This window comes from Amycolatopsis sp. NPDC059027 (assembly GCF_042739735.1).
GTDB lineage: Bacteria > Actinomycetota > Actinomycetes > Mycobacteriales > Pseudonocardiaceae > Amycolatopsis.
The window spans coordinates 108,334-121,745 of record NZ_JBHYIK010000006.1; the positions used below are offsets into that span (position 1 = coordinate 108,334).

Here is a 13,412-nt window from a genome sequence, read left to right on the forward strand (position 1 = left end):
CCACCCCCAGCACCTCTTATCGGGGGGCGCGCCGCGCCCCACCCCCCCTGACGCCGGGTCCCCGGGGCCCCCCCCCCCGACCCCGGCGCCCCCCCCCCACGTCCCCGATTCCTTTTCGCCGGATTCCTTTTCGTCGACTGACTTCGAGGGGGTCTCGATGTTCGCTCGTCATACTTCACCCGCCCGTGCCCGGAAGATTTTCACCCGGCCTCTGCTCGTCCTCGTGCTGCTGGCGCTCCTCGCCGGAGTGATCGGTCCCGCCGGCAACTACGGGACCGGCGGCCGGGACGACGACGCGGTTCGCCTGGCCGAAGCCATGGCCAAATCGCCCAAGCAGCAAGGCGGAACGGCCGCCGGGCAGCAGGACGAGGCGGGCGGCGCGCCGAACGTCGCCGGCCCGGCGTCGCTGCAGTCGAAGTACGCCCCGATCGCGCCCGGAGCCGAGAAAGCGGCCACCAACCGGGTCAAGGTCGAAACGCCACCGGTGCGGGCGACCGGATACGACGAGAAGACGAGCAAGGAACTGCCGGAGCGGCGTACGTCCACCGAGCGGACCTACGCCAACGCCGACGGCACCCACACCACCGAGTTCAGCCAGGACCCGATCAACTACCGGACGCCGAACGGTGCGTACCAGCCGATCGACACCACGGTCGTGCCGAAGGAGAACGGCACGGGCTGGCGCAACGCCGGCGACAGCATCGGGGTGGGGTTCGCGGCGGCGGGCTCCCCGGATTCCTTGGTGGACCTGAAACTCGACGAAGAACACGGGTTCGGTTTCGGTGTCGCCGACGCGGCAGGGCCGGCGGGACAGGTGTCGGGCAGCAGCGTCAGCTACCGGGCGGTCCGCGAGTCCGCCGACATCCGGTTCGACGTCGTGCCCGGCGGTCTGAAGGAGACACTGGTCCTCGCCGGTCCCCAGGCGCCGACGGTGTGGGAATTCCCCTTGCGGCTCAAGGGCCTCCGTCCGTCGCTTGTGGACGGACGGGTGGCACTGCTCGACACCGCCGGGCAGGAGCGCGCGCGGATCCCGGCCGGCTTCATGACCGACGCCGTCCGCGACCCCGCGACCGGGGAGGCGGCCCTGTCCCGCGGCGTGACCTACCGGCTCGTGGAACGTGCCGGGAAGACCGTGCTGCGGGTGGAACTCGACGCGGCCTGGCTGCGCGATCCGGCCCGCAAGTACCCGGTCGAGGTGGACCCCAGCGTCGACACGACGGCGTCGAACGGTGGCACCGTGTTCCAGAACGGGAGCCGTCTCGACGGGGCGACCGAGCTGAAGGCCGGGACGACCGGTCCACTGCGGGCCGCCAGCTACCTGTCCTTCGGCGGGGTCGAATCCCGGCTGCGCGACCACAAGATCCTCGGCGCCCAGCTCACCCTCAAGAACACCTGGTCGTGGTCCTGCCAGCCGCGCCCGCTGACGGTGCACGGGGTCACCGCGCCGTGGAACACCGCGAGCGGCTATCCGGGACCCGGCTACGGCCCGGCGCTGGCCGATCCTTCGTTCGCGCGTGGCTACATCGGCCGCCAGCAGCACGCGTCGAGCTGCCCGTCCACCACCGAGCTCATCCCGCTCGGTCCGGCGGGCCGCGACCTGGTGCAGCGCTGGGTCACCGGCGCGAGCCCCAACTACGGGCTGACGATCCGTGCTTCGGAGACCGATCCGTACGGCTGGAAGAAGTTCACCGGGCACAACACCGCCAACCCGCCGCGGCTGTTCGTCACGCACTCCGCCTACGACGCCGAGTACCGCGTCGACCGGGGTGTTCCCGAGCCACCGGTCACGCGCACGCAGGGCGGCAAGGTCCGGATCACGGTGACGAACCGGAGCGCCGAAACCTGGCGTGCGGCCGACTACGCGCTCGGCTACCGCGGCTTCACCGCCGCCGGAGCGCCGGTCGCCTCCCAGGAAGCCGCCGGCCTGCCCCGCGACGTTCCGCGCGGCGAGTCGGTCACGCTGGACGCCACGATCGGCGCGATCGAACCGGGGGACTACCTCTTCGACTTCAGCATGCTCCGCCGGGGCGGCCCGTGGTTCACCGACGAGCAGGTCCCGCCCACCCGCCTCGCCATGACGGTCTTCGACGTTCCGCCGATCGTGAAGGCCCAGTACCCGCCGAACGGCTATTCCGCGCAGACGCTGACTCCCCAGCTGTGGGTGGACGCCGTCGATGTCGACGCACCGGTGTCCTCGGCGTTGAAGTACCGCTTCGAGGTCTGCGAGGACTACCGGAAGCAGCCGGACGGAACCCTGACCGGAGTGTCCTGTGTGGACTCCGGCTACGTGGGCAAGCGGACGTGGAACGTCCCGGTCGGTGCCCTGCGGTGGAGCAAGGACTACCAGTGGCGTGCCTTCGCCTACGACGGTCATTCCGAGAGCGAGAAGCTCACCCCGAGCCACCTGCTCACCGCGGTACCCCAGCCGGAGATCACGTCGCATCTGGCCAACGCGCCCTACAGCGGGGCGCAGCGTGACTTCGATCCGCAGACCGGCAACTACTTCTCGAGCGCCATCGACGCGGCTCTCCAGGTGACCGGACCCGAGCTGAACATCGCGCGCACGTACAACAGCCTTGATCCCCGGCGGGATCTTCTGTTCGGCTCCGGCTGGTCGACGCGGTACGACATGAAGGTCGTTCCCGACGAAGACGGTTCGGGCAACGTCGTGGTGACCTATCCCGACGGGCAGCAGGTCCGGTTCGGGCGTAACCACGACGGCTCCTTCGCCGCACCGCCCGGGCGGCAGGCCAACTTCCGCGTCGAGGTCGAGGCGAACGGCGGCGGCTGGGTCCTCACCGACAAAGCTTCGACGCTGTACCGTTTCCGGCCCGACGGCCGGCTCATCGCGGTGTACGACCAGGCCGGGCACTACGTCGAGCTCGACTACAGCACCCCCGAACGCCTCAAGCGGATCATCAGCCGCACGAGCGATCGGATCCTGTACTTCACGTGGACCGGCAACCACGTGACGTCGGTGTCGACCGATCCGATCGACGGCAAGCAGCTCACCTGGACCTACAGCTACGACGGCGACAAGCTGACGAAGGTCTGCGATCCGAACAACGGGTGTACCGGCTACGACCACGTCTCGGGTTCGCACTACCGGAGTTCGGTCGTGGATTCGCGCCCGTCCTCGTACTGGCGGTTCGGCGAGACGAACGGCACCGTGGCGGCGAGCCAGAACGGGCTCAAGCTCGGCAAGGACAACGGAACCTACAAGGACGTCGTCCTGGGTCAGCCCGGTCCGCTGAAGGACGGCGCGGACACCGCCGCGTCGTTCAACGGCACGTCGTCGGTGGTCACCGTGCCGGACGGCCTGGTGCGCAAGAACCGTGACCTCGCCATCGAGATGTGGTTCAAGACCACCCAGGGCGGGCCGCTGTTCGGCTATCAGCGGGCACCGATCGGCAGCACGCCCACCGGCGCGGTGCCGGTGCTCTACGTCGGGACCGACGGCAAGCTGCGCGGGCAGTTCTGGAACGGGGGCGTCGGGCCGATCACCTCGGCGGAGGCCGTCAACAACGACCAGTGGCACCACGTGGTGCTTTCCGGGTCGCTCGCGACGCAGACGCTGTACCTCGACGGGCGGAAGGTCGGCAGCGCCCAGGGCGAGATTTCGCACGACGACGTCGTCTACAACCAGATCGGCGCCGCCTACACCGTGCCGCCGTCGGCCTGGCCGGCATGGGGTACCGAGCCGCGCCGCTTCTTCTCCGGCCAGATCGACGAGGTGGCCTTCTACGAGTACCCGGTCGGGCCCACGACCGCGCTGGCCCACTTCCAGGCAGGCACGGGCGCCGACTACCTCTCGAAGATCACGCTGCCGAGCGGCCGGGTCGCCGCGCAGCTGTCCTACAACACCGCCGCCGACCGGCTGGCCGAGGTCACCGATCGGGACGGCGGCCACTGGAAGCTCGGCGTCCCGGTGGTGACCGGTACCGAGGGCAACCTGATCCGCACGACCCAGATCTCCGATCCGGGGAACCGCCCGCATTTCTACGACTACGACCCGATGCGCGGCCGGATCCTGCGTTATGTCGCGCCACTGGGACTCGGGCTGCGTCCCGAGGATCGTCGCGACAGCACGGGAGCGCCCGCGCCACCGGAACCACCGTGTGACCCGTCGGTGCCGCCCAAGCCGGGCGAACCGTCCTACTGCGGTGGTCCGGTCAACGGTGGCGGCCCCTGGGTGGGCGGCCCGGTCACGGGACTGGGCGTGCGGACCTACGACTACGACGACAAAGGTTTCCAGACCACCGTCGGCGACGAACTCGGCAACGTCCAGGTGTTCACCAACGACGAGCGCGGCAACGTGGTCGCGCGCAAGTCGTGCCGGGTGTCGCCGGGCGACTGCCAGACCAGCTACTACAGCTACTACCTGAACTCCACCGACGTCACCGATCCGCGCAACGACAAGCTGTTGTCGGCGAAGGACGCGCGTTCCTCCGGCCCCGGTGACGCGAAGTACGCCACGACGTACACCTACACCGATCTGGGTGTGCGCGGCCTGGTGCAGACGAAGACGACGCCCGACGGCGCGACGACCCGGTACCGGTACACGGAAAGCTCCGACGCCGCGGTCGGGGGAGGGAACACCCCGGCGGGCCTGATCGCGCTGATCACCGACCCCCGTGGTGGTGAAACGCGGTACTCGTACTTCCGTAACGGTGACCTCGCGCAGGTCGTCGATCCGGCCGGGCTGACCACGACCTACACCTACGACGTGTTCGGCAGGCGGCTGACCGAAACCAAGAAGAGCGACGCGAACCCCGGCGGCCTGACGACGACCTACGGCTACGACGCGCTCTCGCACCAGGTGTCGGTCACGAGCCCCGGTGTGGTCAACCCGATCGACAACGTCACGCACACCGCGCAGACAGTGTCGGCCTACGACCCCGACGGCAACCTCGTCCGGACGGAGGCGAAGGACCTGACCGGCGGGGACGCCGCCCGGGTCACCGCCTACGCCTACGACAACTTCGGCCGCCGCAGCCAGGAGACCGACGCCGAGGGCGGTAACACGTTCTACGGCTACGACCCGTTCGGCAACAAGACGTGGATGGTCGATCCGGGCGGGAACAAGTACGAATACGGCTACACGGCGCGCAACGCCCTGGCCGAGGTCCGGTTGCGTGCCTGGCACGGCCAGGCCACCGACCCGTCCACCGGGGCCGGGGACCAGGACGGCGAAGGGGACACTTCGGCACTGCCGACCCTGGTGCTCGACTCCTACGGGTACGACCTCGCGGGGCGCCGGATCCGGCACACCGACTCGGTGGGCCGGACCACCAAGTACCAGTACTTCGACGACGGCAGGCTGTGGCGCACCATCGCCCGTGACGTCCGGGACCCGGACAACCCGAACGCGGCGAAACGCGACATCAAGCTGGAGGAGCTCAGCTACGACGCGGCGGGCAACGTCGTCAAGCGGCTGGCGCCCGGTGGCCTGGTCACCACGTACGAATACGACGCCACGGGGCGGGGCACCGCGCAGACGGCAGATCCGGGCGGGCTCGCCAACCGTGTGGAGTGGACGTACGCGCCGGGAGGCGACGTCGCCAGGGCACAGCACACCGGTGCCAGCTCGAACAGCACCCGGGTCGACGTCGGCCGCGTCGAGACCGTCGAGTACGGCTACGACGTCGCGGGCAGGCAGACGAGCACGTCCGTGGTGAACGGTTCCTCGGGCAAGCTCACCACCAGCTACGCCTACGACCAGCGTGGCCTGGTCACCTCGATCACGGCACCGCGCGGCAACGCCGAGGGCGCCGATCCCGCGCAGTTCACCACGAACTTCGAGTACGACGGGTCCGGGCTCACCAGCTCGGTCGTCTTCCCACCCGCCGCGGCGGAAAGCGGTGGGGGACAAGCGGTTCAGACTCGTGCTCGCGAGACGACCGGCTACAACGCCTTCGGCGAGCCCACCGGCGCGCGAGACGCGAACGGCAACGTCAGCGGCACGACCTACGACCGCGTGGGCCGGGTCGTCGAGCAGGCGTCACCCGGCTACCGCAAGCCCGGCGAAAGCGCCGCGGCGAAAGCGATCGCCAAGACGCGCTACGACGCACAGGGCAATGTCCTGTCGAAGACCGATCCGATGGGCGCGACCACGCGGTTCCGCTACGACCAGCTCAACCGGCTGGTGGAACGCGTCGACCCGAAACCCGACGCGGGAGACCAGCCGGGCGGGGTCTGGAGCTACACCTACACGACCGCGGGCGAGCGACTGTCCGAAATGGACCCGACAGGGGCCAGGACGGAGGCGACCTACGACGATCTCGGCCGTCAGATCACCGCGACGAAGCTCGAACGGCGCCCGGAACCGGCGGCGTACACGACCCAGCTCCGCTACGACGACGCGGGCAACCTCGTTTCGACCATGTCCCCCACGGGTGAGGTGACGAAGCACGCGTACGACGTGCTCGGCCGGCGCGTCTCCACCACCGACCCCGCGGGAGTGGTCACCCAGCAGGGCTACGACCTGTCCGGGAACCAGGTCCGGGCCTCCGACGGTCTCGGCCGCACGACCTACCTGACCTTCGACGGCGCGGGCCGCAACACCGGGGCCTATTGGTACGCCCCGGACGAGCACCTCCTGCGCAAGGCGTCGGCGGGCTACGACCAGGACGGCAACCGGATCTCGGTGACCGACGCGCTGCTGCGCACGACGAAGTTCGCCTACGACAGCCGCGGGCGGCTCGTGCAGCAGCAGGAACCCGTGTCGGACAAGGAAACCATCACCACGTCGTTCGGCTACGACGCGGCGGGGAACCGAACCCGCAGCACGGACGGCCGCGGCAACGCCACGATCCAGACCTACAACGCGCTGGGGTTGCCGGAGTCGGTCGTCGAACCCGCGACCGCCGCTCACCCGAACCCCGCCGACCGCACCTGGACGGCGTCCTACGACCTCGACGGCCGGGCCCTGACTCTCCAGGCGCCCGGCGGGGTCACCCGCCAGCGGACCGTAGACACGTTGGGGCGCTTGACGGCGGAGACGGGTTCCGGGGCGGCCGAACCGACGACCGAGCGCAAGCGGCGTTTCGACGCCGCGGGGCGGCTGCTGGGCGTGAACACGCCGTCCGGTGAGGAAACCTTCACCTACAACGACCGTGGTGATCTGCTGACCAGCACGGGGCCGGTGACCGGAACGTCGACCTACGGCTACGACGCGGCCGGGCGACTGACCCAGCGCGTCGACGGGGCGGGGACGGCGACCTTCTCGTACACCCAGGGCAGGCTGGCGACCCAGCAGGACGGGCTGACCGGCGTCAAGCAGACGGTCGGGTACGACGGCGCCGGTGCGTTGGCGTCGGTCGACTACGGTTCCGGCCGGACGAGGACGTACTCCTATGACGACCTCGGCCGCCAGACCGGCGATGTGGTCAAGGGCTCTGACGGCGCGTCGCTGGCGTCGATGACCTACGGCTATGACGCCAACGATCGGCTCACGAGCAAGAAGACGACCGGGTTCGCCGGAGCGGGCGACAACGCTTACGGCTACGACTACGCCGGACGTCTGACGTCGTGGACCGCGGGCGGCAAGACCGTCGAGTACGGCTGGGACGCTTCGGGGAACCGGGTCAAGGCGGGGGACAAGGCCGCGACATTCGACGAGCGGAACCGTCAGCTGACCGACGGTGCGGACACCCTGCGGTGGAGTCCGCGCGGCACTCTGGAATCCCGTGGGGGCGTCGCGTTCGGCTTCGACGCGTTCGACCGTGCGGTCAAGCAGGGCGGCGTCTCGTTGTCGTACGACGGCCTGGACCGGACCTCGGGCCGCAACGACAAGACGTTCTCCTACGACGGCCAGAGCCTGAACCTGACCTCGGACGGCACGTCGAGTTTCTCGCGGTCGGCGGGCGGCGACCTGCTCGCACAACGTCCGGGCGGCGGTGCGGGGCAGCTGGCGCTCACCGACCGGCACTCCGACGTCGTGGGCGGCCTTGATCCCTCCGCGAACGCGTTGGCGGGCTCGGCGAGCTTCGATCCCTTCGGCGTGAAGACCGGGTCCGCGGGAGCGACGTCTTCACTGGGCTTCCAGTCGGACTACACCGACCCGGACACCGGCTCGGTCGACATGGGCGCACGGTGGTACGCCCCGGGTACGGGGACGTTCAGTGCCCGCGACGACATCTCCCTGCCGGTGAGCCCGTCCGCGGCTTCGAACCGCTACACCTACGGGAACGCGTCGCCGGCCAACTACACCGATCCGGACGGCCACTGCCCGATCTGCGTCGTGATCATCATTCACGTCGGGGTCGAGGTCGCCATGGACCTCATCTTCGAGGGCACCGCGAACGCGCCCACCTATCACGGCAGCGCGGGCACCTACCGTACGGACGGCTGGAGCAAGAGCGATCGGGGCTGGAATCCTTCCTACCGGTCCTACTACTCCGACTCGGGTACTGCCGCGGGTCCCGCACCAGGACGTCGCGGGGGCCACGGGGTCGCACCACGCGGCCGGCACGGTCACGGTGTCGCCGCACCGCACGGCCGGCATGGCCACGGTGGCGGCTCCGCATGGAGGCCCGCCCCGCCGCCTCCGCCACCCCCTGGCATCAAGGCACGCCAGGACGCCTGGGAACGCGCCCTGCGAGTCGCCGACGCCATTCCCGCCGAAGCGCAGAAGAACTACCTGGTCGACGGGACGACGTCGAGCAACCCGAACCTTCCCGCCAGCCGGGTGTCCGGGACCGCGGAAGGCCTGCAGAACGCGGCCGAGATCTATCGGATCTTCCGGGACATCGTCCGGGGTCCCAACGGCGAAGTGGTGCAGAACGTCGAGCAGCTGCCCATGTCGGAGCTGGCCGCGCAAGGCAAGGTCGAAGTCTTCTACCGGGCCATGTCCAATGCGGAACTCGAGTCGTTCAAAAAGCGCGGAATCTGGCCCAAGAACGGGGAAAGCATGGTTACCCAGGAGTTGGATTACATTCGCAAGGCGATTCCAGTGAGTAATGCGGGCGATTACGACGTCTTGGTGACTATGTACACCGCTCGTGGGACAAGGCAGAAATTGCTAGACCGTGGAGCGATTAACAGGAAGAGTATAGCCGAGGAGATTCGGAATAGAGGCTTGGACTATCTTCCCGCGTTGGAGTCCGGAAATGTCGACCAGGTGCACGTCAAGGCTGAGCGGGACCATATCAACTACGGGCTGCGTGGAAAAGGTGTAGGATCGTCGGCTATGTTCAATGATCAGATAGTCGGCTACGATTGGGGTGCGCTGCCGTGACTTCGGATTTCGCGAAATTCGACGAATTCGTGCGCGCGACCAAGCCTGGAGGCCGGAGTGATCTCAGTTTCCTGGCGGAAACTCCCCGCGTCGAAGAGTTGATCACTCGTGGGCTGCGGGAAAATCTGGCCCGCTCCGACTGGCGATGGTTCCAGACCTATCTTTCTCTGGCCGGGAAACGCCCCTCGGTCCAGTATGTGCCGGTGTTCGCCGAAGCGTTGGATCTGCGTGACGGGGGTGTCAATCCGGGGGACGTGCTCGCCTACCTGCTTGACATCAAGGATCCTTCGTCAGTGCCCGCGATCGAACGGGCGTTGCACTGGCGGCCGGACTGGGACGAGTTTCACGATCTCGCGTTCAAGGCGCTCGACGCATTGCTGGCGATCGACGACGATGCGGCGTGGCGGGTGATCGAGTCGGTGCGTGACGACGACAGGGAGCGTGTCCGCGAGATCGCGAGGCGGGTTCTGGCGAGGCGCGCGAACGGCTGACCGGAGTCGAAACGGCGAAACAGCGGAACGGCGGTACGCGGAAATCAACGCGTACCGCCGTTCCGGCTGTGCTATCCGGCGAACAAATTCGCCGAACCTCAGAAGCCGACGGTGGCTCGTTCGATCTTGACCGGCTTGGCCGGGAGACCGTCGAGCGGGCCGCGTTCGCTCGGGATGATCCCGGCCGCCACGATCCGGTCCAGCACGTCCATCCCGCGCACGACGCGCCCCATCACCGAGTAGTTGGCGGGGATGTGCGCGAACGAGTGGACGATGAAGAACTCGCTCCCGTTCGTGCCAGGGCCCTGGTTGCCCATCGCGATGGTGCCGCGCGCATAGGTTTCCGCGCCCGAGACCTCGTCCGGGAACTTGTAACCGGGGCCGCCCTTTTCGACCTCGTAGATGTCGCCGCACTGCAACACCCCGAGGCGTGCCGAGTTCGTCAGTCGCCAGCACTGCGAGTGATCGTAGAACCGCTGGAGCACCAGGCTCGCCAGGTTGTGCACCGCGCACGGCGCCGCGCCGGCGCGATCGAGCCGCACGGTCACCGGGCCGTAGTTGAAGCGGAACGTCACATCGACGCTGCCGCGCGTCAGCGCGAAGGGGAGCGGGCGCAGCACTGGTCGCGCCGCGGGGTTCTCGGGCGTCGGGGTGAAGGAACACCGCGTGACCGGGAAGCCCCCGGAAGCGGAGCCCTCCGACGTCGGAGCCGCCGACGCGACGGCGGGTGCCACCAAGGTGGCGAACAGCGAAACGACGGCAGCGAGACCCCAGCGCGGCTTCATGACCCGCAAAGTTAGCGGGTCACGGACTACTTGCGCCAGGCCGTGCGGCGCTTGCGGATGTCCAGGATCAGCAGCAGCACGATGAACGCCGCGAGCCCGACCAGCCAGACGTTCTCGGTGTTGTTCTCGTGGTTGCCCTTGAGCATCAGCAGCAGGATGATCGCGCTCACCCAGCCCGCGATCCGGGTGGCCCTCGGGAACTGGCCGTGCCAGCCCCACGCCGCCGACGGCTCGTCGCGCGGGTCGACCTCGGGCCGCTTCTCGACCGCCTTGCTCACCACGATCAAACTCCTTGAGACCCGGACCAACACGTACACCCGGATGATCCCACACCGGGCCGGGAGCCACCGACAGGACCCGGGCGATAATGGCCCGCGATGACTACTTCGCGAAGTGTGCTCGTGCTCGGCTCGACCGGGTCCATCGGTGTCCAGGCGCTCGACGTCGCGGCCCGCAACCCGGCGTTGTTCCGGGTCGCCGGGATCGCCGCGGGCGGCTCGGATCCCCAGGCGCTCGCCGCGCAGGCGCTCGCGCATCAGGTCGACGCGGTCGCTGTGACGAAACCCACCGTGGTCGAGGATCTGCAGCTCGCGCTGTACGCCGAGGCGCAGAAGCGGGGCTACTCGCGCGGGGAGTTCCGGATCCCGCGGATCTTCGCCGGTGCCGACGCGGTGACCGAGCTCATCGACGCGGTGAACGTCGACGTCGTGCTCAACGCGCTACCCGGGTCTCAGGGCCTCGAGCCGACGCTGAGGGCGCTCGCCACCGGCGCCACGCTCGCGCTCGCCAACAAGGAATCCCTCATCGCGGGCGGTCCGCTCGTGCTGGCCGCGGCCAAGCCCGGCCAGCTGGTGCCGGTGGACTCCGAGCACTCGGCCATCGCGCAGGCGCTGCGTGCGGGCCGGGACGCCGAGGTCGCCCGGCTCGTGCTGACCGCGTCCGGCGGCCCGTTCCGCGGGCGCACCCGTGCCGAGCTGGCGGACGTCACCGTCGAGCAGGCGATGGCGCATCCGACCTGGTCGATGGGGCCGCTGATCACGGTCAACTCGGCCACGCTGGTCAACAAGGGCCTCGAACTGATCGAGGCGACGCTGCTGTTCGGCATCCCGGCCGAGAAGATCGACGTGACCGTCCACCCGCAGTCCATCGTGCACTCGATGGTGACCTTTGTGGACGGCTCCACGATCGCCCAGGCCAGCCCGCCGGACATGCGGCTGCCGATCGCGCTGGCCCTGCACTGGCCGGACCGTGTTCCCGGCGCCGCCCCGGCCTGCACCTGGGACAAGGCCGCGAGCTGGACGTTCGAACCGCTCGACGACGACGCCTTCCCCGCGGTCCGGCTGGCCCGCCACGCGGGGGAGCTGGGTGGTTGCGTCCCGGCGGTCTACAACGCGGCGAACGAGGAACTGGTGGCCGCCTTCCTGGCGCAGAACACCAGCTTCACCTCGATCGTGGACACTGTTTCCGAGGTGGTGGAAGCCGCCGACGAATGGCGTCGCGAGCCACGCGACGTCGAAGATGTACTCGCGGCCGAGCGCTGGGCTCGCGCGCGTGCCGGATCGATGATCGGTAAGGGGAAGTAGCGCGGTGGCCTATATCTTCGGGGTGGTGCTGTTCGCGCTGGGGATTTGTGTCTCGGTGGCGTTGCATGAGGCGGGGCATATGGTGTCGGCGCGGGTGTTCGGGATGCGGGTGCGCCGGTTTTTCGTGGGGTATGGGCCGACGGTGTTTTCGTTCCGGCGGGGTGGGACGGAGTATGGGCTGAAGTGGATTCCGCTGGGTGGGTTTTGTGATATCGCGGGGATGACGGCGTTGGATGAGGTGACGCCGGAGGAGTCGCCGAGGGCGATGTGGCGGTTCAAGACCTGGAAGCGCACGGTGGTGATGTCGGCCGGGTCGATCACGCACTTCATCCTGGGGTTCGTGGTGCTGTACCTGATGGCCGTCACCATGGGCCTGCCCAACCTGCACCCGAACACGGAGCCGATCCTCGCGTCGACCTCGTGTGCGCGGGCGGCCACCACGACCGACCAGGTCAACAACGGCAAGTGCGCGCCCGCCGACCCGATGCCCGCGGCCGCCGCCGGGCTGCTGCCGGGTGACAAGGTGCTGTCGGTCGGCGGGAAACCGACCCCGACCTGGACCGACATGCTCAACACCGTCCAGGCGTCGAGCGGGCCCACGGTGTTCCAGATCCTGCGTGACGGACAGACGCTGACCCGGACCGTGGACGTGCCCAGGGTGCAGCGGCTGACCAGTGACGGGAAGGTCCGCGACGTCGGGATGATCGGCGCGTCGCCGGTCAACCCGCCCGGCCTGATCAGCTACGGCCCGATCGACGCGGTCGGCAAGACCGTGAGCTTCACCGGCACGATGTTCTCCGAGACCGCGAAACGCCTGGTCGAGTTCCCGCAGCGGCTGCCGGCCGTGTTCACCTCGATCTTCGGCGGCGAGCGGGATCCGAACACGCCGGTCAGCGTGGTCGGCGCGAGCCGCATCGGCGGCGAGGCGGTGGAACGCGGGCTGTGGCCGCTGTTCTTCTTCCTCCTGGCCAGCTTCAACTTCTTCATCGGTGTGTTCAACCTGCTGCCGCTGCTGCCGATGGACGGCGGGCACATCGCGATCGTCTGGTACGAGCGCGTCCGGGACTGGTTCCGCAAGCTGCGGGGCAAGGCCGCGGGCGGACCGGTCGACTACACGAGGCTGTCGGCGGTGACGCTCGTGCTCGTCGTCATCGGCGGCGGGATCACGCTGCTCACCGTGACCGCGGACATCGTCAACCCGATCCGTTTGCAGTAGTGCCGCGCACCGGTCGGGTCGTGGCCCGGGGGGGGGGGGTGGCACCCCCCCGGATTGGTGGAACCCGCAACGGTGTGTTTGTTTATGGAGCCCCCGGGG

General features: G+C 68.9%; 6 protein-coding genes. 4 read left to right on the forward strand and 2 right to left on the reverse strand.

Features of this window, described 5'->3' with window-relative positions:
- Window positions 1–157 precede the first annotated feature (157 nt).
- Both ACFWY9_RS06175 and ACFWY9_RS06180 read left to right on the forward strand, forming a co-directional pair.
- Window positions 158–9,238, forward strand: a complete 9,081-nt coding sequence (locus ACFWY9_RS06175) for a LamG-like jellyroll fold domain-containing protein (protein WP_378338286.1) — start codon at window positions 158–160, stop codon at window positions 9,236–9,238.
- Complete coding sequence (locus ACFWY9_RS06180) at window positions 9,235–9,729, forward strand: HEAT repeat domain-containing protein (RefSeq protein WP_378330497.1); 495 nt, start codon at window positions 9,235–9,237, stop codon at window positions 9,727–9,729. Before ACFWY9_RS06175 ends, ACFWY9_RS06180 begins: the two co-directional genes overlap by 4 nt.
- 98 nt (window positions 9,730–9,827) lie before the next feature.
- Here the strand turns inward: ACFWY9_RS06180 and ACFWY9_RS06185 are convergent, their stop codons facing one another.
- On the reverse strand, window positions 9,828–10,514 hold the full coding sequence (locus tag ACFWY9_RS06185; RefSeq protein ID WP_378338287.1) for a peptidylprolyl isomerase: 687 nt from the start codon (window positions 10,512–10,514) through the stop codon (window positions 9,828–9,830).
- 26 nt (window positions 10,515–10,540) lie between these two features.
- The gene (locus ACFWY9_RS06190) at window positions 10,541–10,795 is read right to left on the reverse strand and encodes a DUF2631 domain-containing protein (protein WP_378330495.1); all 255 of its coding nucleotides are present in this window, start codon (window positions 10,793–10,795) and stop codon (window positions 10,541–10,543) included.
- Between the two features lie 96 nt (window positions 10,796–10,891).
- Between ACFWY9_RS06190 and dxr the strand changes: the two genes are divergently transcribed.
- Both dxr and ACFWY9_RS06200 read left to right on the forward strand, forming a co-directional pair.
- Window positions 10,892–12,097 carry a 1-deoxy-D-xylulose-5-phosphate reductoisomerase gene (gene dxr, locus ACFWY9_RS06195; protein WP_378330494.1) on the forward strand — a complete coding sequence of 402 codons (1,206 nt, stop codon included), beginning with the start codon at window positions 10,892–10,894 and terminating at the stop codon, window positions 12,095–12,097.
- 4 nt (window positions 12,098–12,101) lie between these two features.
- A complete protein-coding gene (locus ACFWY9_RS06200; protein ID WP_378338288.1) occupies window positions 12,102–13,313 on the forward strand; it encodes a M50 family metallopeptidase in 1,212 nt (403 codons plus the stop codon).
- Window positions 13,314–13,412 lie beyond the last annotated feature (99 nt).